This is a genomic window from Streptodolium elevatio, assembly GCF_040649515.1.
In the GTDB taxonomy this organism is placed as follows: Bacteria; Actinomycetota; Actinomycetes; order Streptomycetales; family Streptomycetaceae; genus Yinghuangia; species Yinghuangia elevatio.
In genome coordinates this window covers 132,301-155,886 of record NZ_JBEZFP010000003.1, presented here as the reverse complement: position 1 = coordinate 155,886, position 23,586 = coordinate 132,301, and the positions used below count along the sequence as shown (strand labels likewise).

The 23,586-nt window shown below is 72.5% G+C and carries 17 protein-coding genes and 1 pseudogene; 12 read left to right on the top strand and 6 right to left on the bottom strand.

The window, feature by feature from the left end:
- Nucleotides 1-205: 205 nt before the first annotated feature.
- From AB0C36_RS02405 to AB0C36_RS02365, 9 genes and pseudogenes are all read left to right on the top strand, one after another.
- Nucleotides 206-1,408, top strand: a complete 1,203-nt coding sequence (locus tag AB0C36_RS02405) for a segregation and condensation protein A (RefSeq protein WP_358347980.1) — start codon at nucleotides 206-208, stop codon at nucleotides 1,406-1,408.
- Nucleotides 1,409-1,656: 248 nt separating this feature from the next.
- Nucleotides 1,657-2,175: pseudogene (gene scpB / locus AB0C36_RS02400) on the top strand (SMC-Scp complex subunit ScpB); the annotation flags it as partial.
- Nucleotides 2,176-2,624: 449 nt separating this feature from the next.
- Nucleotides 2,625-3,755, top strand: a complete 1,131-nt coding sequence (locus AB0C36_RS02395) for a pseudouridine synthase (protein ID WP_358347977.1) — start codon at nucleotides 2,625-2,627, stop codon at nucleotides 3,753-3,755.
- Between the two features lie 106 nt (nucleotides 3,756-3,861).
- The gene (locus AB0C36_RS02390; protein ID WP_358347975.1) at nucleotides 3,862-4,440 is read left to right on the top strand and encodes a Uma2 family endonuclease; all 579 of its coding nucleotides are present in this window, start codon (nucleotides 3,862-3,864) and stop codon (nucleotides 4,438-4,440) included.
- Nucleotides 4,441-4,529: 89 nt separating this feature from the next.
- Entirely contained in the window at nucleotides 4,530-5,372 is an 843-nt protein-coding gene (locus AB0C36_RS02385) for a Pr6Pr family membrane protein (protein WP_358347972.1), read from the top strand.
- 128 nt (nucleotides 5,373-5,500) lie between these two features.
- Nucleotides 5,501-7,885: a hypothetical protein gene (locus AB0C36_RS02380; RefSeq protein ID WP_358347969.1), complete on the top strand. Its 2,385-nt coding sequence runs from the start codon at nucleotides 5,501-5,503 to the stop codon at nucleotides 7,883-7,885.
- Nucleotides 7,886-7,887: 2 nt separating this feature from the next.
- Nucleotides 7,888-10,560, top strand: a complete 2,673-nt coding sequence (locus AB0C36_RS02375; RefSeq protein ID WP_358347966.1) for a hypothetical protein — start codon at nucleotides 7,888-7,890, stop codon at nucleotides 10,558-10,560.
- 217 nt (nucleotides 10,561-10,777) lie between these two features.
- Nucleotides 10,778-11,863 (top strand): prephenate dehydrogenase, encoded by a 1,086-nt coding sequence (locus tag AB0C36_RS02370; RefSeq protein WP_358347964.1) that lies wholly within the window; start codon nucleotides 10,778-10,780, stop codon nucleotides 11,861-11,863.
- Between the two features lie 110 nt (nucleotides 11,864-11,973).
- Complete coding sequence (locus tag AB0C36_RS02365) at nucleotides 11,974-14,856, top strand: helicase-associated domain-containing protein (protein ID WP_358347961.1); 2,883 nt, start codon at nucleotides 11,974-11,976, stop codon at nucleotides 14,854-14,856.
- Nucleotides 14,857-14,957: 101 nt separating this feature from the next.
- Here AB0C36_RS02365 and AB0C36_RS02360 read toward each other — a convergent pair whose 3' ends face one another.
- From AB0C36_RS02360 to AB0C36_RS02335, 6 genes are all read right to left on the bottom strand, one after another.
- Nucleotides 14,958-16,343: an FAD-binding oxidoreductase gene (locus tag AB0C36_RS02360; protein ID WP_358347958.1), complete on the bottom strand. Its 1,386-nt coding sequence runs from the start codon at nucleotides 16,341-16,343 to the stop codon at nucleotides 14,958-14,960.
- Nucleotides 16,344-16,555: 212 nt separating this feature from the next.
- Nucleotides 16,556-17,305 (bottom strand): M50 family metallopeptidase, encoded by a 750-nt coding sequence (locus tag AB0C36_RS02355; RefSeq protein WP_358347957.1) that lies wholly within the window; start codon nucleotides 17,303-17,305, stop codon nucleotides 16,556-16,558.
- A 121-nt stretch (nucleotides 17,306-17,426) separates the two neighbouring features.
- Entirely contained in the window at nucleotides 17,427-18,074 is a 648-nt protein-coding gene (locus AB0C36_RS02350) for a TetR/AcrR family transcriptional regulator (protein WP_358347955.1), read from the bottom strand.
- 54 nt (nucleotides 18,075-18,128) lie between these two features.
- Nucleotides 18,129-18,317 carry a DUF397 domain-containing protein gene (locus tag AB0C36_RS02345; protein ID WP_358347953.1) on the bottom strand — a complete coding sequence of 63 codons (189 nt, stop codon included), beginning with the start codon at nucleotides 18,315-18,317 and terminating at the stop codon, nucleotides 18,129-18,131.
- Nucleotides 18,314-18,853 carry a DUF5753 domain-containing protein gene (locus tag AB0C36_RS02340; RefSeq protein ID WP_358347996.1) on the bottom strand — a complete coding sequence of 180 codons (540 nt, stop codon included), beginning with the start codon at nucleotides 18,851-18,853 and terminating at the stop codon, nucleotides 18,314-18,316. Before AB0C36_RS02340 ends, AB0C36_RS02345 begins: the two co-directional genes overlap by 4 nt.
- A gap of 343 nt (nucleotides 18,854-19,196) precedes the next feature.
- Nucleotides 19,197-19,826, bottom strand: coding sequence for a TetR/AcrR family transcriptional regulator (locus AB0C36_RS02335; protein ID WP_358347952.1), 630 nt, complete (start codon nucleotides 19,824-19,826; stop codon nucleotides 19,197-19,199).
- 155 nt (nucleotides 19,827-19,981) lie between these two features.
- Between AB0C36_RS02335 and AB0C36_RS02330 the strand changes: the two genes are divergently transcribed.
- The 3 genes from AB0C36_RS02330 to AB0C36_RS02320 all read left to right on the top strand — a co-directional run bounded on the left by AB0C36_RS02330 (nucleotide 19,982) and on the right by AB0C36_RS02320 (nucleotide 23,585).
- The gene (locus tag AB0C36_RS02330) at nucleotides 19,982-20,635 is read left to right on the top strand and encodes a CatB-related O-acetyltransferase (protein WP_358347949.1); all 654 of its coding nucleotides are present in this window, start codon (nucleotides 19,982-19,984) and stop codon (nucleotides 20,633-20,635) included.
- A 107-nt stretch (nucleotides 20,636-20,742) separates the two neighbouring features.
- Nucleotides 20,743-21,924, top strand: coding sequence for a macrolide family glycosyltransferase (locus AB0C36_RS02325; RefSeq protein WP_358347947.1), 1,182 nt, complete (start codon nucleotides 20,743-20,745; stop codon nucleotides 21,922-21,924).
- A gap of 122 nt (nucleotides 21,925-22,046) precedes the next feature.
- A complete protein-coding gene (locus AB0C36_RS02320) occupies nucleotides 22,047-23,585 on the top strand; it encodes a collagen-binding domain-containing protein (RefSeq protein WP_358347945.1) in 1,539 nt (512 codons plus the stop codon).
- Nucleotide 23,586: the final 1 nt, after the last annotated feature.

The following is a 23,586-nucleotide window of genomic DNA, read 5'->3' as shown; positions in this document are numbered from 1 at the left end:
GGATCCACGGCCAAGTCCCGGGACTTGGCCGTGGATCCGCCCCCGTTCGGCGTGTCGGGGGGTGTACCGCGAGTACGGCGGAGATCCTGGCGGGCGGCCGATCGGACGCAGCCCCTTGCGCAATGCTCGGTCAAACCGTGAAAATCCGGCATCTACCGGCGGGGCAACCCGTCGCCGTCGTCCCCGCCCAGCACCATGGAACCCGATGTCCACTGCCAACCCGGTCCCACCCGCCCGCCGCCCGCTCGGCCGGGGCGGCGTCGGCGCGCTGCCCGCGCAAGGCGGGCCGGGGGGCGGGACGGGCGACCCGGCCGGGGTGCCGTTGGACGATTCGGGTGCTGATGCCGCCTCCGTTCCGGAGGACCGCGCTGCCGAGGATGCGGCGCACGCCGACGCCGACGCCGCGGCTGCATCGGACGAGGCTCCCGCGGACGGGGCCCCAGGGGACGAGGCTCCCGCGGACGGGGCCCCTGAGGACGAGGCTCCTGAGCACGAGGCCCCCGAGCACGAGGCTCCCGCCGACGTTCCGGCGGAGGAGCACAAGGGCTTCGCGGTCCACCTGGACAACTTCGAGGGTCCGTTCGACCTGCTCCTCGGCCTGATCGCGAAGCACAAGCTCGACGTGACCGAAGTGTCGCTCTCGAAGGTCACCGACGAGTTCATCGCGTACATCCGGGCGCAGGGTTCGGAGTGGGACCTCGGCGTCGCCACCGAGTTCCTCGTCGTGGCGGCCACCTTGCTCGATCTGAAGGCGGCGAGGCTGCTGCCCGCCGCGGAGATCGAGGACGAGGAAGACCTCGCGCTGCTGGAGGCGCGCGACCTGCTGTTCGCGCGGCTCTTGCAGTACCGGGCGTACAAGCAGATCGCCGCGATCTTCGACGAGCGCTGGGCGGTCGAGGCGCGCAGGTACCCGCGCGACGTGCCGCTCGAGGAGCGGTACACGGGCATGCTGCCCGAACTGGTCATCAAGATGGACCTGGAGAAGTTCGCGCGGTTGGCGGCGCGGGCCATGACGCCCAAGGGCCCCAAGGTCGTCTCGATCGAGCACATCCACGTGCAGCGGGTGAGCGTACGCGAGCAGTCCGCCATCGTCGTCGAACGCCTGCGCAGGCACGGCGCGCTGACCTTCCGCGCGCTGACCGCCGACTGCCCGGACAACCTGCACGTCATCGCGCGCTTCCTGTGTCTGCTGGAGCTGTTCCGCGAGGCGGCCGTCGGGTTCGACCAGGTCGAGGCGCTCGGCGAGCTGCATGTGCGGTGGACCGGAGGCGACGAGGACGCACCGCAGGTGGGTGCGCAGTTCGACGAAGACGACGAAGACGACGAGCCGGACCGGGACCAGGGCGAGCAGGTCCAGGACGCGGACGCGGTGGAACCGGAAGCGGTCGACGTGGAGGAACCGGCATGAGTGACGAGGGGTTCTGGATCGAGCCGCCGGACGAGCCTGGCGGTACGCCCGACGCCGCCGCGACGGAGACCGCCGCTCTGCCGATGCAGCGCGAGCACGCGCACGCGGACGAGGGCCACGAGACCACGCCGGGCGACCGGACGGAGCCGGAGCCCGAGCACGGCCGCGCGCCCGAGGCGGGGCCACCGGCCGAGATCGTGTCAGGGCTGGACCCCGCACTCCTCAAGCCGCAGCTCGAAGCCGTGCTGATGGTCGTCGACAGTCCCGTCCCGGACATCGTGCTCGCCCAGGTCCTCGAACAGCCGACCGAGGCGGTGGTGACGGCGCTGCGCGAGCTGTCCGCGGAGTACACGGCCCAGAACCGCGGCTTCGACCTGCGCCAGGTGGCCGGGGGCTGGCGGTTCTACACGCGGCCGGAGCACGCCGAGGCGGTCGAGAAGTTCGTGCTCGACGGCCAGCAGTCGAAGCTCACGCAGGCCGCGCTGGAGACGCTGGCCGTGGTGGCCTACCGCCAGCCGGTCAGCCGCAGCCGCATCTCCGCGGTGCGGGGCGTCAACTGCGACGGCGTCATGCGTACGCTGCTCGCCCGCGGCCTCGTCGAGGAGTACGGCGTCGAGCCCGAGACCGGGGCGTTCCTGTACCGCACGACGGACTTCTTCATGGAGCGCATGGGCCTCGTGAGCCTGGACGAGCTGCCGGAGCTTGCGCCCTTCCTGCCCGAGGTGGAGGCCCTGGAGGCGGAGACCGAGGGCGGCTTGGAGGGCTTCCCGCTGGGCGGCTCCCCGAGCGGCTCGCGGGGAGGCGTGGAGCAGACCGGGACCACGGACGAGGCCGAGGACTCGGACGACGCAGTCGGGGCTGATTTGTCCGACGGTCGGGCTGGGAGCGACTTCGAGAGTGGGGCCGAAGGCCCGTCCGACGACGCACCTGTAGGCGCACCTGACGACCTGGCCGAGGACGTGCCTGAAGACGTGCCTGAAGACGTGTCCGGGGGCCCGTCCGCGAAGGTGCCCGGGCCGGTGGCAGCCGAGGGCGGGGAAACCGGGGATACTGGTGGCGAAGACTCCGCGGCGGCGGATGCCGAGGACAGCGCGGACAGCGCTCCCGCAGACCCCGCCCCCGCGGCCGACGACCCCACCGACACCGGGAGCGGGTCCGCGTCCGCCACACAGCCGGACGCGGCCGACGAGACCGGTCAGACGACTACGGACGATTGATGGCTGGCACAGGCAGGCAGGGCTCCGGCCGCGGCAACTTCCGCGGCGCGGGCAACAACCGCGACGAGCGGTCCGGCGCACCGCGGGGCGGCGCCGCCGGGCGCGGCGGCTCGGGACGGGGCGACGCCGGCCGAGGTGGCGGAGGCGGTACGGGCCGCGGTGACGCGGGCCGCTCCGGCGCCGGTCGCGGCGGATCCGGCGGCGGCCAGGGCTACGGCGGCGGCCAAGGCGGCAGCCAGGGCGGTGGCTACGGCGGCGGCCGCGGCGGTTCCGGTGCGGGTTCCCGCTCGGGTTCCGGCGGCTCCGGTGCGCAGGGCCCGCGCCGCGGCAGCGGCGGTGGGACGAGCCGTCCCGACCGTCGTCCGACCACCGTCCGCGAGGGTGAGCGGAACACGCGCGAGACCCAGGAAGGCGTACGCCTCCAGAAGGTCATGGCGCAGGCGGGCATCGGCAGCCGCCGGGCCTGCGAAGAGCTGATCGACATGGGCCGCGTCGAGGTCGACGGACAGGTCGTGCGCGAGCAGGGCCTGCGGGTGGACCCGACCAAGGTCGAGATCAAGGTCGACGGCCTGCGGATTCCGACCTCCAGCGGCGAGGTCTACATAGCGCTGAACAAGCCCGCGGGCGTCGTGTCGACGATGTACGACCCCGAGGGCCGTCCCACGCTCGCCGAGTACATCACGGACCACGAGCAGCGCCTGTTCCACGTCGGTCGGCTGGACACCGAGACCGAGGGCCTGATCCTGCTCACCAACCACGGCGAGCTGTCGAACCGGTTGACGCACCCGAGCTACGAGGTGACCAAGACGTACCTCGCGCAGATTCAGGGGCCGATCCCGCGCGACCTGGGCAAGCGGCTCAAGGAGGGCGTCGAGCTGGAGGACGGCCTCGCGCGCGCGGACAGCTTCCGGATCATCGACCAGCTCGGCAAGACGTACATGGTCGAGGTCGTGCTGCACGAGGGCCGCAAGCACATCGTGCGGCGCATGCTGGCGGAGCTGGGCTTCCCGGTGGAGCGGCTGGTGCGTACGAAGTTCGGGCCGATCCAGCTGGGCGACCAGCGCCCGGGGCGTACCCGGCGGCTGTCCAACGAGGAGATCGGCCTGCTGTTCCGCGAGGTAGGGCTGTAAGGCCATGGCCCGATAGGCCGAATGGGTGATTGGGCGGTGACTCCCTGACATGGTGGACCGACGCGATGAGACTGAGCGCGCCGAGGACGACCGGATGGAGGGGGTCATGAGCGTTGGCCAGGGTCACGACGTTGTCGGGCATGAGGGCCCGTGGACGGTGGAGCAGGTTCTCGCGCTGCCGGAGGACAAGCATCAGCGCATCGAACTGGTGGACGGTGCGCTGACTGTGTCTCCGAGTCCTGGAATCCCCCATCAGCGAGCTGTCTACAAGCTTCGCAACCTGCTCGATCGCGCTGCCGAGGACGCGGGTGCCGACGTTGAGGTGTTCTCGGACGTCAACATCTTGTTGCCCTGCGGCCTGCTCATTCCGGACGTGGTCGTCTTGGATGCGGAGGCCGCGGCACAGGCTGAGCTGACCGTCGATGCCGATGCCATCCTGCTGGTGGTCGAAGTGATCTCGCCGTTCAACCGGCGTTCGGATCTCGTGCTCAAGCCCAAGCTCTATGCGGAAGCCGCCATCCCGTCGTATTGGCGTGTGGACTTGCAGCCCACCGCTTGCGTCACGATCGACGAGTTTGAGAAGGGCCGCTATATGACCAGGAGGGTGATCCAGAAGGGCGAGTTGGTGCGGGTCGAGCGCCCGTTCCCGGTCGACCTGGACCCCGCCATGCTGGTCCTCCCTTGATCTGCGCGGCTGTGTGAGGCCGCAAGCGAAGCAAGGTGTCGGAGGCGCCGCGGCGCGGATGCGCGGCGGCGTCTTTCTACGATATGGGTATGAATTCGGCTGGTTTGGGCGGTATTCGCCAGAGGCTTGGCTCGTGGGACCGGCGTACGTCGGCGCGGGGGTGGCACGGGCTCACGGCGCTCGTCGGAGTGGCCGGGCTCGTCATCCAGTTCGTGGTGAGCGCGCGCGGGGGACCGGAGTTCACCTCGGACAACGCCGGGGTGCGGATCCTGCGCTATCTGAGCTACTTCACCATTCAGAGCAACATCCTGGTCACTGTGACCGCCGCCCAACTCGCCCTGCGCCCCGACCGCGACGGACCGCTGTGGCGGATGCTGCGGCTCACCGCCCTGGTCTGCATCACCACCACCGGCATCGTGTACGCGACCGTCCTCGCGGGCCTGCTGGACCTCCATGGCGCCGGGCTGGTCGCCGACTACCTGCTGCACTACGCGATGCCGGTACTCGCGCTGCTCGGCTGGCTCCTGTTCGGCCCCCGCCCCCGCATCGGCCGGGCGACTCCCGTGCAGATCCTGGCCCTTCCGCTCCTTTGGGCGATCTACACCCTCGTCCATGGCGCGATCACCGACTGGTACCCCTACCCGTTCACCGACGTGGTGGACCACGGATATGCCGTCGTCGTCCGCAACATCGTGCTCGTCGGCGTACTGGTCGTCGCCCTCGGATTCGCCTTCCGCTACGGCGACCGCACACTGCGCCCCGCCCCCAACCCGCGACACGCCGAAGGCCACCCCCGGGATTTCCGCACCCGCGAGGAGGGCGTCTCGCCGGGGCCGGGCGCGCACTCGGCCGCGGAGTCCGCGTCGAAGTCGGCTTCGAACCGGGGTTCGAGCGGGGCGTCGAAGGGTTTGCCGGGCGAAGCGGAGCGCTGATGTCGGGGGGTCGGTTCGTGCGGGGAGGGGCTTGCGTGGCTGCGGCACCGGGCGGGGGCTGCTAGAACGTTGCCCAGGGCGTTGCCCCGCGACGAGGCGCGGCAGGCCGACCGGGGTGTGGGGGTGGCGTGGGGGCGAAGACGGGCGGTGCGGTCCTCGACAGGATCGTCTACCGCTGGCAGGAGAGGGACTTGCTGGGCGCCCGCGGGCTGGGGCCGGTCGCCACGTCGCTGGCGCCGGACCGGTTGCCCGGGTGGGCGCGGGAGTTGCAGGCGTACGTCGGTATGAAGGTCGACGTCGAGACGGGCCCGTACACGAGTGTCTGTTGGGCACGTACGACCGCCGGCCCGGCGCTTGTGCACCGGGAGTTCGCGCTGCACGGACACGAGGCCATCCCCGGCAATGTGGCGCATGTCGTCGTGGATCCCGGACGTGTGCTCGGGCCGCATGTGGTGCTGGCGCTGGGGGTGTTCGACTGGGCAGCGGGCGGTCCGCCGCTGGACGACATGCCGCAGGGGTACCACCTGGAGGGCATCGCCTCCGAGGGGCTTGTGGCGCTCGCCCACGAGCGGGCCGCCGGGCTGCGGGCCGCCGCGCGGGGTCGGCGGGACGCGCTCGAACGCGTTGCCGAGACGTTGTTCGCCCGTCCGCGCGCGGCGTTGTCGCTGCTGCAACGTGACGCTGGACCCGATCCGGCGCCGCTGCTGTGGGGCGTGTTCGATCTGGTGAGCCATCTCGTGCGGGGGAGTTGGAGCTTCTCGACGTACGAGTCGAGCGACGACGCGAGCCGTCCCCGCTTCGTCGTCGTGCCGGACTGGCCCGGCGCGGACTTTCCCGGGCGCCTGCGGCTGGACGTCACGGCGCCCCCGGGCACCGGGTTGTACGCGGAAGCGGCGCGCAGGCTCGTGGAGTGCTACGCGGAGCGTCCGTGGGAGCAGACCCGGGCGCTGCTGCGCCAGTTGCGGCCGGTGGCCGAACTGGAGCCCGAGCCCAAGGCGATCGCGATCCTGGACGCCATCGACACGCTGTTCCCGTCAAGGGTGTCCCTGGTGAAGGCACGCGGTCCGGCGCGGCCGGCGGTCGAGGCACGGCAGGCCGCACCGCCGAGGGGCTGGGACACCATCGCGCGGGCGGCGGGCCCCGGCGCCGAGGCGGCTTCCGCGGCGGCTGTGTTCGGGCACGGTCTCGCCGATTACCTTGGCGTCCCCGCGGAGTTGGACGTGACGGGGACGTATCCGGGCGAGTACCTGCCGGAGGGACCGCACAGCGGGCGCCACGCGAGACCGAACACGGATGTGGACGCGGCCTCGGGCATGCCCCCGCAGCGGTCCCACGACTCCTGGTCCGGCGGGCGCGGCGGCGGGCCCCGCGCCCGGTCGGCGCGTGCGGGTGATGTCGACGATCCGTACGCCGATGTCCCCGTCGCGGCGGATCCCGGCCCTCTGGAGGAGGACTTGCCGGAGGTGCCGGGCGTGCCGGACGTGCCTGAGGTGCCTGTGGCTGCGCGGCCTGCGCAGCACGCCGCGCCGCCCGCCCCGTCGGCTGCCGCGCGGCCCGAGCGAACGCCGGTGCTGCCGCCGCACATAGAGCGTCCCTCCGGCCCGGCACCCACGCAGCCCGAGACCCGCTACCTGCCCGTGGCACTGCCGGTGCCCGAGCGCCCGGAACGTCCCGAGCAGCCGCGGGGCCCCGGGCGTCCGGTCGGGGGCCCGGGGGCCGGACGCGTGGCGGCGTACCCGCCCGGCCCGCCGCCCGGGGTCGCGCCGGGAAGCGCGCCGCCCGAGGCCACGCCTCCCGGCCCACCGCTCGGTTCCGCCGCCGCGGCCGCCCGGGCCGCCGCCGCACTGTCCGCGGTCCCGGCGGGTCCGACGGCTGCGCCCGCGCCTCCGGTCGTCGCCCCCGCCCCACCGTCCGAGCGCACCGCGCGCGGCTGGGACCTCGCCGGCTGGGCCGAGGACGGCGTCGCCGAATGGGCGCTCCAGCCGCTGCTGGACGCGTCGCGGTGGCTCGACGGCGGCGGCGCCACCGGCGACCGCGAGTTCCGCGAACTGGTCGGGCGGGCCGGGCTCGTACCGGTCGCGGTCGGCCTGGAACGCGCCGACGAGGCGCTGTTGCCCGCACTCGTCGAGCGGCTCGCCGAACTGGTCGTGCCGTCCCCGCGGTTGCCGTCGGCACGCGAGCAGGCGGCCCTCGAACGTGTGCTCGCGGGCCTCGACGGTCCGATGCGGGCACTCGACCGCTGCGGAGTGCCACGCCATCAGATAGCGTCAATCATCGGACAGTTCGCGGCATATGTCCTCGACGGCTGCCAGACTGACAGCACCGCGGACAATCTTGCTGTGGTCGTCCGCAACCTCGACACCGTCCCCGGCACCTATCGTCCCTATCAGCAGGAACTCATCGGGGCCGCCGTCGCGCACGGCCTCGGTGCGCGCTTCTTCGAGGAGATCGGCCGGCTGTGGGCAGCCAGCCGGTCCCTCCTCCCCGACCCGGCGGACCCCTTGGAGGGGTAGTCATGGAGGGCTCCACCCAACCGACGACAAGTCGCCAGCCACTGCACCAGATCGTGTACCGGTGGCAGCGCCAGGACCTGTTCGGACGCAAGGGCCTCGGCCCGGCGGCCACTTCGCTGCCGGTCGCCGATCTCGCGCGGCTCGTGCCCGATCTGTCGGAGGCGGTGGCCGCCGAGTTCGGCGGCGACGGCGCACCGCAGAACAGTACGTCGCTGATCCACGTCGACTCGTTCGCGGCCGTTGTGCACCGCGTCGCCTCGGAGTTCGAACAGGGGCGGCTCGGCAACCACGCACACGTGCTGCTCGGCACCCGGGCCGCGCTGACCCCGCACGCGGTCCTGGCGCTGGACGGCTGGTCCTGGCGCACCGGGCAGCCGCAACTGGCCGAGATACCCGTCGGGCGGCGGCTGGCCCGCGTACCCGACACCGTGCTGGACGACGCGCTGGCCGAACGGGCGTTCGCGCTCCGCGACGCGGCGCGGACCCGGGCGGAGGAGCTGACCGTGGTGCTCGCCGCCGTGCTCCGCCGCCCGACGATGGGCTTCTCGGTCCGGCTCGCCGACGTCGGCGATCCGGTCGCGCTGCTGTGGGGGCTGTTCGACCTCATCACCGTGCCGCTGCCGGGGCCGCTCACGTTCTCGACGTACGAGACGACGGACGGCACCACCAGGCCCCGCTTCGTCGTGGTGCCGCGCTGGCCCTCGCAGTCGTGGAGCGGGCGCCACCGCATCGACCCGGACTCGGAGGCACGCACCGACGTGTTCCGCGAGGCGGCCGAACTCATGGTGCGGCGCTACGTCGAGGACGACTGGGACACGATGTACCCGCTGCTGCGCGGGCTCCAGGGACTGCGGCGGCACCAGCCGTACGACCGGGCCGTGGAGATCCGTGACCGCTTCGCGGCCGGCACGGACCTCGGCGCGGGCGGGGGCACGCCGCTCCGGCTGTCCAACGAGGAGGTCGTCCCGGGCGAGTCGACGCAGGCGCTGTCGAGAGCGGCCGCCTGGCAGGAGGCGCGGCTCGCGGAGGAGGCCGCGGCAGCCGAGGCCGGTCACGACGCGGACACCGGAGGCACCGGTCCCACGGCCGAGGCGGGACGGGAGGCATGGTCCGACGTGGGGTCAGGCCCCCGAGCGGACAACGGAACCCATGCCGCATCGACAACGACAGCGGCACCGCCGACGGCGGCGGACCCGGGAACGGCAGGCGCGGCCGAGGTACGCGTCGCCGAGCCCTCCGTCCGGCCGGTGCGCGACGTGCCGCCCGACGAGCCCGACGCGACGCTGGACCAACTGCTCGGCGGCGACCCTCCGGAGACCGCACGTTCGGCGGCGCCCGCCCGCTCGGACACGTCGGCGGTGATGTTCACCGAGCCGGCCGGTTCGGAGGTCGCCGCCGCCGAAGCCGCACCCCGCATCACCGGGGCGCCGCTGCCCCGGCGTACCCCGAACGCGGGCCACCCGGCGATCCCCACGACCAGGGACGGGCGGCAGACCGCGTCCTTGGTGCCGCCGCCGCACCCGGGCGACGCGGCGGTCCCGCCCGACGGGTCCACACCCGACGACGACCGGCGCGACGACGTCCGCCCCGAGGACATCCGGGCCGAGGAGGTCCCGCAGGCCGAGGCACCGCCCGGGGACACCGCCTCGGCGGCCTCGCCCGCGGCTCGGTCCGTGCTGCCCCGGCGCCCGCTGCGCGGCGTACGGTCCGCGCGGCCGAAGCGCCCCGGTGCCGCGCCGGAGCCGGACGTACCCGCGGAGCGGGCCGAGGCGCACCCGGCCGCCGGACGGGCCGAGGCCTACCCCGACCGTGACGCCGCGCCTGGTCTCGGCGGTCCGGAACCGGCCCCCGGCCAGGCGATCCACCAAGCGCCCGCAGCGGCACCCGAACCGGCGCCAGACGACCATGTGCCGGTTCAGGCGCCCGACCAGGGGCGCAAGCGAGCGGCGGAAGCGGACCGCGATCCCCATCTCCATCCCGATCCCGATCTCGAACCCGGTTTGGCCCCCGAGGTCGGTGCCGATCACGGTCTCGATCCCGTCCTGGCGGAACCCGAGGCGTTCCCGCTACGCCCGCCCGCGGCCGTTCCGCTGCGCCCCGAGGACCCGCCGCCCAGCGCGGGCAACGCCGAGCGCGAGCGCTGGAAGCGGCGTGGCGTCTACGACGAGGACATCGACGCCCTGGAGTTCGCCGCCGACCAGGTGGCCGACGGCGGCGCGGACCGCGCGGTCGCGTTCGTCGAGGACGTCGTCGCCCTGGCCGTCGCGCTGGAGCTCGCCGACCTGCGCCTGCTGCCGTACGTCGCCGAGCACTTCCCGCGCCGCCTGGACGACGCGCCCAAGTGGACGCAGCGCGAGCGCCAGGCGGTACGCGACGTGCTGCTGCACCCGGCGCGGTACGGCGACCGCCTTGTGGAGGCGGGTGTCGAGGCGAAGGTCGTGCGGCGCATGTTCGAACGGCTGGTCCGGGTGGTCCTCACGCTGGAGAAGGACCCGGCCAGGCCGCTGCGGGCGCTGGCCCTCGACCTGATGAGCGACCGCCGCCGCCTCGCGCCCTACCCGGTGCTGGACGACGTGCTGCGGCGTTCGTCGTGGGAGCCCGCGTACTACCAGGAGCTGGGCCGCCGCTGGGCCGAGCTCAACCCGCCCGCGGAGCCGGAGCCGCCGACGGAGTAGCGACGCGAGGGCACCGGCAAGGCCGGCACGGCCCCGGTTCGTGCCTGAGCACCTGGCGAGGGTCCGGTGAGCACCTGGTGAGTGCCCGGTGAGTGCGGCCTGACGGCCGGGTGATCGCAGAGTGGGCACGGCGAGAGGGCACCGACGGACACGGATAACCTTGGGGGCAGCCCTGCCGTTTCCGCAGGGCACCCCCACCAGCAACGGAGCGTCCCTGATGCGTACCGCCGCCGTGGTCGGCACCGGCCTTATCGGGACCTCCGTGGCACTTGCGCTCACCGCGCGCGGGATCACCGTCTACCTGCACGACGCGGACTCTACCGCGGTGCGTACCGCCGCCGCGCTCGGTGCGGGGCTCGACGAGGCGCCGCCCGCCGAGGTGGACCTGGCCGTGCTCGCGGTCCCGCCCGGGCGGATCGCGGCCGCGCTCAAGGACTGCCAGGACCAGGGCCTCGCGCACAGCTACACCGACGTGGGGAGCGTCAAGGAGCAGCCGCTGCTCGACATCGAGGCCCTCCGCTGCGACGTGTCCCGCTACATCGGCGGGCATCCGCTGGCCGGGCGCGAGCGCTCCGGGCCGTTCGCGGCGCGCGCGGACCTGTTCGACGGGCGCCCGTGGGTGCTGACGCCGTCGAAGGAGACCGACACCGAGACGCTGAACCGCGCCCTGGAGATGGTCGCGCTGTGCCGGGCCGTTCCGGTGGTCATGGAGCCACGGGCGCACGACCATGCGGTGGCCCTCGTGTCGCATGCGCCGCACCTGGTGTCCGCGCTGATGGCGGCCCGCTTCGAGGACGCGGCCGACACCGCGACGCGGCTCGCGGGGCAGGGCGTACGCGACGTCACCCGCATCGCCGGATCCGACCCGCGCCTGTGGATCGAGATCCTCGGCGCGAACGCCACCGCGGTCGCCGACGTGTTGGCCGGGTTCGCGGACGACCTCAACGAGACCGTCACCGCCCTGCGCGAACTCGCCGCCGAGGACGACGCCAAACGCCGCAGCGGCGAGGAAGGCATTGGCGGCATTCTGCGCCGCGGCAACGTCGGGCACGCGCGCATTCCGGGCAAGCACGGCGCGCCCGCCGCGCGGTACGAGTCCGTCCCCGTCGTGGTCGGGGACCAACCCGGTGAGCTGGCACGGCTGTTCGGGGACGTCGGGATCGCCGGCGTCAACATCGAGGACATGTCCATCGACCACTCGCCCGGTCGTCCGGCCGGTCTCGTCGAACTCATGGTGGATCCGGCGGCGGCCGAGGGACTGGTGGTGGAACTGCGCCGCAAGGGGTGGAACGTACAGAGGTAGTCGCCGTACGGTCGCGCGAGGGGCGGGTTGCGTCCCGACCGGGCATCGCCACCCCCGCGCCACCCCAGGGGAGTTGTCCTCCCGTCCGGGCCATCTGGCAGTCTGGAAGCGTGACGCTGTCCACCACAGACTCGCTCGCGGTGTACCTCGCCTCGCTTTCCGCATCGGACCTCGCGCGCATCGTCACCATGACCCCGACTGTGCCCGAAGAGCCCAGGCCCACGACGCTGCGCCATGTGGCGGTTTGCCTCGCGGATCCGGAAACGGCGTTGCTGGGCTGCTCGTTCCTCAGCCGGGGCGAACTCCAACTGCTCGAAGTGCTCTGGGCGGTCGCCGAGGAGCGGCCGCCGGGGGGCGCCGCGCGCCTGGGCCGGGAGGCCGGGCCGCGGCTCGACGACGACCCGGTCGTGGTCGTGGACCCCGAGGCGCTGCTCGGGCTGGTGTGCGGGCCCGACCGCCGCGAGGTGCGCGATCTCGGGCCCACACTCGACGCCCTCACCGGCCGCGTGCTGGCGTGGCCGGAAGACGGGCGGATACGCCTGCACCCGGGCGCCGCCTCGGTGTTCCCGCTGCCGCTGGGCCTCGGCGCGCCCGCGTACGGCCTGCTGCTCGGGCAGCGGCCCGAGGATCTCCACGCGATCGTCCGGGAGTTGGGCGGCCTGCCCGCGGGCCGCAAGGACGACAACGCGGTGCTCGCGGCGCGCCTGCTCGGCGACCCCGAGGTGGTACGCCGCATCGCCGCCCGCCTCGACCCCTCCGCGCGGGCCGCCCTCGACGAGCTCACCGAGGTGGGCATACGCCGTGACCCGGCCGCCGCGTGGGGCTACTACGGGCCGCGTACCAACGGAGGGCGGAGCGACGGGTTCGCCCGGCTTCGCCGCCGCGGCCTGCTGCTGCCGACCGGCGACGGCTGGGAGATGATGCCGCGCGAGGTGGCACTCGCGCTGCGCGGGGACGACTACCGGGTGCCGTTCGAGTCGCGCCCGCCGCAGGTGGCGACCGTGGCGGCGGATCGGGCGGCGGTGCTGCGGACCTCGGCGGCGTCCGCGTCCGCGGCCCTCGACGTCGCCGCGCGGCTGCTGCACGCCTGCGCGGTCGCGCCGCCGGGGCTGCTCAAGAGCGGCGGTGTCGGCGTACGCGAGATGCGTCGCCTGGCGCGCGAACTCGTGTGCGACGAGGGCACCGTGCGCTTGTGGCTGCATGTCGCGGAGTCGGCCGGGCTGCTGGTCGCGGATGCGGAGCGGGGGCGGGTGCTGCCGACGGCGGCGTACGACGCGTGGCTCGACGGCGAGCCCGCGGCGCGCCTGCTGGTGCTCGTCCGGGGCTGGGTCACGATGCCCGACGTACCGACGCTCGACGTGGTCGACGCCGCGTCCCGCCCGGGCACCCGGCCTCCGGCACCGCTGTCCGGCACGTCGGCGCGCGGTGGGCTGGCCCTGGTGGCGCGTGGCACGCTTCTGCGCACGCTGGGGGCGCTGGGCCCGGACCGGGCCGTGGCCGATCCGGCATCGCTGGCCCGCTGCGTGGCGTGGGTGTGCCCGACGCCGTTCCGGCAGGGCATCGACGAGATGGTGGCGGGGTTCGAGCCGGCGGAAGGGGCCGCGTACGCGCCGGGACACGGCCACGGCCAGGCGGCGGACGCGTACGCCGCCGGGTCGGTGGTCGACGCGGCGGGCGAGTCCGCGGTCGAGACGGCCTTGGACACCGTCTTCGACTCGGCACTCGACCCCGAGACCGACGCCGGGACCGACGCCGGGACCGAGGTCGACGCCGAGGCCGACACCGAAATCGGGGTCGGGGGCGACCTCGGCGACGCGAACTGCCTTGTGGCGACCGATCCGGGGCCCGTACGACCGGCCGAGTTCCCGTTGGTCGCACCCTGCGGGTGTGCGGACTGCCGGGACGTGGCGGACGAGATCGAGTCGGCGTACCGCGGACGCTTCGACGCGGTCGCATTCACCGTCACCGCACTTCATGAAGCCGCGGCGCTCGGCCTCGTGGCGCACGGCGCGCTCACCGCCCTCGGCGGCGGACTGGCGGTCCAGCACAGCGCCGCCGCACTCCTGGCGGTGGCCGAGGAGTTGGTGCCGCCCGCGACCCGTCGCGCGCGGTTCCGCCCCGACCTGACCGCCGCGGTCGTGGGCACGCCCGCCGTGGAGCTGGTACGCCTGCTGAGCGGCTGCGCGGACCCCGAAGGGCCGGGCCGTGTCTGGCGGTTCTCCGAGGCGTCGGTCCGCCGCCACCTGGACGCGGGGGGCACCGCCGCGGGCCTGCTCGCCGACCTGGCCGAAGTCGCGATAGGCGAACTTCCCAAAGAAGTCGCGGACTTGATCCACGAGGTCGGACGCCGGTACGGCCGGGTCCGAGTCGCCTCGGCGGCCAGCGTCGTCTACTCCGACGACGAGGCGCTGGTCACCGAACTCCTGCACCACCGCGGCCTGTCCGAGCTACGCCTGCGGCGGATCGCGCCGACCGTCCTGCTCTGCGCGGAGCCGCTGGACGAGGCGGTCTACCACTTGCGTCGAGCGGGGTACGCGCCCGCCGCCGAGACCGAGACCGGCAGCGCGCTCGTCGAACGCCCCGCCGAGTTCCGGGCGGAGAGCCCCGACAACGCCGATCCGGGCCGTACCGGAGGCCGCACCGTGGCGCTGCCCATGTCCGAGGACACGTCGGAGGCCTGGCGCTCCTGGGCCGCGGACCTGCTCGAAAGCGCGCTGCGCCCGCCCCCGCCGCTCACCGCGAAGGCGGCCCGACTGCACGAGGCGGCACCGCTGCTCGGCCCGGAGGACTGCCTCGTGCTGGCGCAGGCACTGGACCGGGGGAGCGCGGTACGGGTGGCCGCGACGGCGTACAACGGCGAGCCGATGACCAGCACGGTCGCGCACCTGGCGATGGCCGGCGACAGCCTCTACATGCGGCCGCCCAACGGCCGCCCGGCCCTGCTCCCGTTCCGCCTGGAAACCCTGTGGCTGGTCCTGCCCGCGGACGACTGATGCCGCGGTGACAAGCGGTCCCGCGGTGACGACCCATGCCGCGGTGCTGATGTCGCGTTGATGCCGCGGTACCGATGCTGCGGGGACGTCGGGTCGTGCTGTCAGGCGGGGCGGATGTTCTGGTTCAGGTGGAAGACGTTGCCGGGGTCGTACTCGGCCTTGATCTCGGCCAGCCTGCGGTAGTTGTCGGGGCCGAAGCCGTCCACCACGCGGGTGTGGCCTTCGTCGCCGATGAAGTTGAGGTAGACGGATCCGGTTGCCCACGGCCGCATGTCGGCGCATACGTCGTGCGCCCACTGCACACCGCGCGTGTCGTCGGCCGGGTCCTCCCACATGCCGAACGGGTGGACGGCGTAAGGAGCTTCGCGCCACGGCAACGGGAACCGCCCGTTGTCCTGGGCCAGTGCGCCGCCCTGCGGGAAGAACACGTGCAGCGACGCCGACGGGATGATCATCTCCGGCGACCGCGCACAGAAGATGTCGACGGCTTCGTCCGGGAAGGACGTCAGATACTCGGCCGACCAGTAGTTCCGCATTCCGGGCGGGTCGTCGAGCATGCACTGGAAGGCGGGGTACGGGACTTCGGCGATCATCGCGCCTTCCGGCGCGAGGCCGAGGAAGGGGCCGGCGACGTCGCGGCACTCGGCTTCGGGGCCGGTGTAGGTCACCAGCGCCGCGGCCACGAGCCGCCCCACCAGGTGCTCCGGTACGAACTCCTCGGGCGGACCGACCAGGTAGAGGAAGCCTCCGCCGACGGCGTCCGGTGCGGTGTCGCAGAAGTCGCGGTAGGTGCGCAGCACGTCGGGTCCGTACGCGGCGGGCCACATGAGCAACGCGACGCTGAAGGCGGGCAGTTCGTGCAGACGGAAGGTGAAGGAGGTGGCGACGCCGAAGTTGCCGCCGCCGCCGTGCAGGGCCCAGAACAGGTCCGGGTGCGAATCGGCGCTCGCCCGCAGGGCGGTGCCGTCGGCGGTGACCATGTCGACGGCGAGCAAGTTGTCGCACGCGAGCCCGAACCGGCGCTCCAGCCAACCGGATCCGCCGCCGAGAGTGAAGCCGCCGATACCGGTGGTGGACGCCCGCCCGCCGGTCGTCGCCAGGCCGTACGGCGCGGTGGCGTTGTCCATGTCCCCGATCGTCGCGCCGCCGCCCACACGGACGGTGCGCGCGTCGGCGTTGACGGTGACGTCGTTCATGCGGCGAAGGTCGATGGTGAGTCCGCCGTCGGTGAGCGCCTTGCCGCTGACGCCGTGCCCGCCGCAGCGTACGGAGACCTCCAACTCGGCGTCGCGGGCCGCTTCGAGGGCGAGGGCGACGTCGTCGGGACTCGTGCACTGCGCGATGGCGCCGGGATGCCGGTCGATGGCGCCGTTGAAGACGACGCGGGCCTCGTCGTACCCGGGGGAGCCGGGGAGCAGGACGTCGCCGCCGAATGTGCCGCGCAGGCTGCTGCCGAGTTTTGCGGCGTCTGGGCCGAGGGTGGTCATGGTGTGCCCGCTTTCGCGTGGTCTCCCCGAGCCTCTGGAGTCCCTGGCGCGCCGAGGGCAGGACGTCCTGGCAGGACGGGCAGGCCACAACGGCCAAGCCGGAAGGGCCGCACGAACGCGCCGCTCTCTCCACCGTAGACCGAGACACCCGGAGGCAATACCCGAATTGCCTCTTTGATCACGAATGCCTGCCTAGTGGGCGTCACTACCCGTCATCCGGTGGGCCAAGGCGCGAGCAGGAGTGCGGATGCCGCGTACGTTGCCAGCACCATCCAGACGAAGGTCGCCATCCAGAACGCGGCCGGCAGGCCGGTCTCCGCGACGAGGTTGTCGACGTCGTCCGTTTTGTGCCGGCCGAGCCTGCGCCGCCTGAGCATTTCGAACACCGAGCGGACGGCCCCGGCCGCCAGGAACCAGGCCATCAGGTGCGCGACACCCGTCTGCGCGCGCGGATCGGCCAGCGCCATGACCGCGACGAGCCCGGCCACGAAGAAGATGGTCACGAAGACGCCGTAGACGGTCCGGATCTTGACGAGCATCAGCAGAGCCAGACACGCGACGACGCACAGTGTGAGGGACGCCCGCCCTCGGCCGATGAGCACGGCCGCGCCCAGCGCGACCAGGCCGGGGGCCGGGTAGCCGGCCAGGGACCCGAGCACCGCCTTGGCTCCCTTGCGCTCGCCGAGCGAATGCACCGCGCCCGAGGTGTTGGCGTTGAGGAGGATCTTGGTGACCCTGCGGCGGGAGAGCACCGCCACCAGAGCGTGCCCGCCCTCGTGCAGCATCGTGACGTAGATGCGCAGCAGGCCCCAGGACTCCCGCTTCACGACCCCGAGCGTGGCCGCACACGCGACCAGGACGACCACTTCCCGGGGCGGCGCCGGCTGTGTGCCCAGCACCACGTCCAACAGCTCACGCGGTGAACGCGCCTCCACACCGAACCCCGTCCCCCGTGCTGTCACGAAGGCCGATGATCGCAAGCGCGGCCCACACGGCGGTCGGCACCGCGCGAATCGGCCGGTGGCCCGCGTCCCGGGGCAAAACCACCGCGTCAGCGGGCTATGCGCTGCGCGGAGGCGGATGTCAGGCGGTCTCGGTGGAAGTACGGCCGTAGATGGAGCGGGCCACGACCGCGCTGAGTGCGTCGAGCAGGTCGTCGGGCACCGGGTCGGTGCCGGACGGGCCGATGGCTTCGGTGAGGGCGTGCGTCAGCAGTTGCACGAGCAGTCCGGCGAGCGTCGCGGCCGGGGGCCCGTCGGGGGCGAGGCCGCTCTCCCGGTCGCGCTCGATGCGGGCGGTGGCGTTGGCGGTCAGGCGGCCGAGCATGCGGTCCCGGCACTCCAGCAGAGCGCCGGTCGCGTCGTCCCGCAGGACCACCTTCAGCAGCGGGCCGTGCCGCTCCCACAGCGAGACCAGGCCCGCGAGCGAGTCCCGCAGCTCCTTGCGGCTGCCGCCGGGGCTGGTCAGCCAGCTGTCGGCCACCGCCAGGATCGCGTCGCCCACGGGGGCGAGCAGCGCTTCGAAGACGGCCTGCTTGCCGGCGAAGTAGAAGTAGAAGGTGGGCCGGGAGATCCCGGCCCCGGCGACGAGGTCGTCGATGGTGATCCGGGCCGGCGGCTTGTCCGCCAGCAGCGCGCTCGCGGTACGCAGGATCGCCTCCTCGCGCAGGTCGCCCTTGCTCGGGCCGCGCCTGCGGCTGCTCCTGCGGTCGCCCGACCCGCGCTCGTCCATGCCGCCATTATCCGGCCTGCCCCCGGTCGACCGGACCCGGCGCCACGAGCCGACCTACCGGTCGCGGAGCGACGCCAGAAGCTCCGTCCAGGCGGTCGCCGAGACGCTGAGGTGGCCCCGCCCAACGTCCTTGCTGTCGCGCACGCCGAAGGACGCAGCCAAGGCGGCTACCTCCACGCAATTGCCGACATCGTTGTTGCCGCTGTAACTGGACTTGCGCCAAGCGGCGTCCTCATTGCTCACAGCATCTCCAAGAGGTCACTGAGAACTTGTACCGAGTGACGTGGAGAGTGCGCCTCGGCGCGCATCAGATCGTAGCGGCACTCCACGTCCAAGACGGCTTGGTCGTCAGTGACGAGGCGTCCCGATCCCATGCCTTCGCAGTACGCAACCTCTCCGCGTCCTGGGATCGAGATCAGCACGATAGGGCCGTTCATGCAAGCGTGAAGACCGCAACTGATCGGCACAACTTCGATTGTGACGTTGGGCAATTCGGCCATCGCGAGCAGGTGCTCCACCTGCTCTGCGGCGATCTCGCTCGGTAGTTGGCAGAGGCGACTCAACGCGCCTTCTTCCAGGACCGTCCAAGTGCTCGGCGGGTTAAGTTTCGCCAGAGTTGCCCGGCGAGCCAGGCGCGCCGTGACCTGCGCGTCGATCTCGTGCGGCAACTTGCCTACCTGACGAAACAGTTCGCGGATGTATCCCTCGGTTTGGAAGACGCCTGGGATGGTCTGCGGCTCGAAAATTCGCATGCGCGCAGCCCGTTCCTCCGCGTGGATGTATCCCTCCCACCACAGCGGTTTGCCCGCCGACGCCCGGCGGGCGGCCAGGTAGATACTGACCAGTGATCCGTCCGCGGCCAGGGCCCGGTCGTCTCGGAGGAGTGCGCCTCCGAGGCGAGCCGGCTTTGCGACCAGCCTTTCGCCTTGCGGCGTTTCCGCACTTCAGCGGCGAGCAGATGCCACAGGGACGCGTCCGGGTCGATCTCCTTTTCGTGGTCCTGCGGCCGATGCCCGCGGTGTGGCCGGACTGCGACTGCGCCGAGTGCCGGGTGCGGGCCTGACCGTTCGGTCCTCCCGGCCGTGACGAACGACCCGAATCGGCCTGCCGGATGCGGGCTCGTCATGTTCCCCCGTCCTCGGGGACCGAGAAGGCGCCCGCCTTGGCTGCCAATACCGCTGCTGCTGCCGCCCGTTCCGGGAGGTCCGGGTCCGGAACGGCGCGCAGGAGCACCAGTTGGTGGTAGACGGGCGCAGTTGCGGCGATCAGCAGGTTTCGGGCGTCCGTACGCTGTGCGGTGGGGAGTTCGCCGCGCCGGACGGCGCGTTCGACCAGGACCTCGCACTGGGCGTAGCGGTCGTCCCACAGTTGCGTCTGCGCCCGCGCGGCTTGTTCGGAGTGGAACGAGGCGGCCATCAGGGCGACGGCGAACGAGGGCTGTTCGGTCAGGGACGCCTGGATCTCCCGGTTGAGCGCCGTCAGGTCGCCGCGCAGCGAGCCGGTGTCCGGCGGCTCCCACGCAATCTCGCCGGCGGCGCCGATGAGGTCGACGAGCAGGCCGCCGACGTCGCGCCAGCGCCGGTAGACGGTGGCGCGGTGCACCCCGGCCCGGGTCGCGACGCCTTCCATCGTGAGTCCCTCGTGACCGCTTTCGGCGAGTTCGGCGCGGACCGCGTCGAGCACCTGGGTGCGGACGCGGGCGGTGCGTCCGCCCGGGCGGCGGTCCGTCGTGTTGGGCGGCGGGTTTGTCATCGGCGAACCACTATCCGGTTGATCGAGGCGGGTGGGCTGTGCGACCATCTTAACGCGACGGTTGTCGCTATAGGGCGATCTTCAGGATCCCGGCGGTTGGCCCGCGGGAGTTCCCGAAGGCACGACCCAGGCCCACCGGAGAGGACTCGCCCACCATGCCGCCCGTTCCCGCTGACCCCACGGTGCTCCACCCGATGCCCGGGCAGCCGCGCGTGGTCCTGCTCAAGCCCCTGGTGAAGTCGCCGCTGATCGAGGTCGGTGACTTCTCGTACTACGACGACCCGGACGACCCGACCGCGTTCGAGACGCGCAACGTCCTCTACCACTACGGGCCCGAGCGGCTCGTCATCGGCAAGTACTGCGCGCTGGCCACCGGCACGCGGTTTGTCATGAACGGCGCCAACCACCGCATGGACGGCCCGTCCACCTTCCCGTTCCCGACCATGGGCGGCTCCTGGGCCGACCACTTCGACCTGATCACCGGTCTGCCGAGCCGGGGCGACACGGTAGTCGGCAACGACGTGTGGTTCGGCCACGGTGCCACCGTGATGCCCGGTGTACGCATCGGCCACGGCGCGATCATCGCCGCCGGGGCCGTGGTCACCGGCGACGTCCCCGACTACGGCATTGTCGGCGGCAACCCGGCCCGGCTCATCCGTACCCGCTACGACGCCGCGGACGTCGCCCGGCTCCTCGCCGTGGCGTGGTGGGACTGGCCCGTGCGGCACATCACCGAACACGTGCGGACGATCATGTCCGGCACCGTCGCCGAGCTGGAGGAGGCCGCCGCGCAGCTCAACCCGTCCTGACACCACGTTCCCCCGACGGCAGACCAGGAGGACCGCCGGCCCCACGTCGCGTCCGCGTCCCGTCACCCGGCTCGCCCCCGACCCGTGCCTGAAACGAGTGATCGCCCATGGCCCCGCGCCGCGCCCATATTGCGATGGTCGGAATCCCCATCGTCAGCCACGTCCTGCCCAGCCTTGCGCTCGTTCGCGAACTGGTGACCCGAGGGCACCGGGTGACCTATGCCAACGACCCGCTGATGGCCGAACGTATCGAGGCCGTCGGTGCGGAACTGGTGCCGTGCACCTCCACGTTGCCCGTCGCGGACAACGCCTGGCCGGACGATCCCATCGCCGCGGCAAGCCTGTTCCTCGACGACGCCGTCCAGGCGCTCCCGCAACTGCGTGCCGCCTACGACGACGATCCGGCCGACCTCTACCTCTACGACATCGGCGCCTATGCCGCGCGCGCCCTCGCCGAAGCGCAGAACCGCCCCCTCGTGCAACTGTCCCCGACGTTCGTCGCCTGGGACGGCTTCCAGGAGGAGGTCGGTGCACATCTGCGGAAGCTGCCGGGCGCGGACGCGTACCGGGACAGGTTCGCGGAATGGCTCACCGGCTGCGGCGCGACCACCACTGACGTGGACACGTTCTCGGGCCCGCCCGCCCGGGCGCTCGCCCTGATCCCGCGCGCGATGCAACCACACGCCGAACGAGTCGACACCGGCACTGTGACCTTCGTCGGTCCCTGCTTCGACGGCCCGGCGGACACTGATGCCTGGGCCCGCCCCGAGGCGGCGGACAATGTGCTGCTGGTCTCGCTCGGTTCGGCGTACACGCGTCAACCGGCCTTCTACCGCCAGTGCATCGCCGCCTTCGGCGGCCTGCCCGGCTGGCACGTCGTGCTCCAGGTCGGCAAGTACACCGACCGCGAGCAACTGGGGCCCGTGCCGTCCAACATCGAGGTGCACCCTTGGGTCCCCCAGCGGGCGATCCTCGAACAGGCCGACGCCTTCGTCACCCACGCCGGCATGGGCGGCTGCGCCGAAGGGCTCCTCGCCGGCGTGCCCATGATCGCCGTCCCGCAGGGGGCCGAGCAGTTCATGAACGCCGACCGGCTCGTGGAACTCGGCGTCGCCCGTCGCGTGGACACCGCCGATGCCACCGCCGAGACCCTTCGCACGGCGCTGCGCGACCTGGTCGCGGATCCGGAACGGGTACGCCGGTCCGCGCAGTTGCGGGCCGCCGCCCGCGAGGAAGGCGGCACCCGGCGCGCCGCCGACCTCATCGAGGACGTACTCGCCGCCGCGTGAATCGTCCCGGAGCTCGGATCGACGCGTTCGGCTAAGCCGATCGTGTGATTTACGGGGCGGGTCCGGCCGTACCCCCCGGAAACCCGTTTCGACCGCAGGCGGGCCCGGCAACTGTCTTCGTCATGCCGAGCACATCCAGATTGTTGGTCCCTCTGACCCTGGCCGCCGCCGCAGGTCTGATGGTTGCGGCGACCGTCGACTCGCGAACCGCCACCGGAGTGCAGCGAGCCCTCGACGCGCAGGCGGCGTCGGCGCGCGCGTTCACCGGGAACCCCGTCGAGGGTTCACGCGGATTCGGTGTCGTCGTCGAAGAGGACGCCGTGCTCGTCGGCACCGAGTCGGAGGGACCGGTGGCGATCGGCGGCGACCTCCGGTTCGGCCCCGGCTACAACGTCTCCCTCTCCGACGCCGGCTCCTTCACGGTGGCCGACGACGCACAGCCGACGGCGCTTCTGGTGGGCGGCAAGATCGACCTCGGCGGCAGTTCTCCGAACGGCGTGCTCAAGGTCCTGTCCCACGGCTATGTGAAGATCGGCGACCTCGCCGGCAGCCGGCCTTTGGCCGTCGACGGCAACGGGGCCCGGGTGAACACCCACGTCGTGCCCGCTGGCGCCGCTTACGACGCCGTGCCGAGGATCGAACTCGCCAGGCACCAGCCCGCCGACTCGGTCGGACCCGCGCCCGGGCTGATCGACTTCACCTCGCTGTTCGCGACCTACCGCACGAGGGCCGAGGCCATGGCGACGTGCCCGACCAACGTCACGATGCTCGACGGCAACGGTACGGCCTATCCCGACCAGCAGAACCTGCCGCCGGGCAGTGCCGTGAAACTCGCGCTGCGGTCCGGGGTGACCAACGTCCTCCATCTGACGGGCGCGCAGCTGAACAACATCGCGGAGCTGCAGGTGCTTGCCCAGCCGACGCCCACCGCACCGCTGCTGATCGTGGTCGACACCACCGCTACGCGCGGGGTGTTCACCTGGAACACCCCGAACATGCCGGCCCTCGACAAGACGTCGATCGGATCGGTTCTATGGGACTTCCCCGACGCCACGGACATCACCATCGCGTCCGGGGACACCTTGGAAGGAACCATCTACGCCCCTCGGGCCCATCTGCGCGACCTCGATCCGTCCAACACCGAGGGCGACATCATCGTCCGATCCCTCGAAGAGGGCACGGCCGCGGGAATTGCTGGAGCCGAGACCTCCCACAGCGCCGGAGAGGTGCACTACTTCCCCTTCGAGGCCAAGGTCAGCTGTATGGATACGCCGGTCACCCCCACCGCGACACCGACCACCACCGCGCCGACAAGTGCCGCTCCGACCAGCGCCGCGCCCACGACCGCCGCACCCACGACCACTGCCCCACCAACCACCGCCGCGCCGTCCACCACGCCGCCGACCACTTCGGTACGCCCGACGACGGCCAAGCCGCGACCCACCTGGTCGAGTTCGCGTACTGCCAAGCCCTCCCGGCAGCCCGCGACCACGGTTCCCGCGCCCGTGTGGCCCGCGGCGACGCATTCCACGCCCACCGGGGGATCGGGGCACTTGGCCCACAGTGGCGCGTCCGATCTCACGAGGGTCCTTGCGGTCACCGGCGCGGCGCTGCTCGTCGTGGGCGCTTCCGTCATGGCACTCGCCCGGCGCCGCCGCTGAC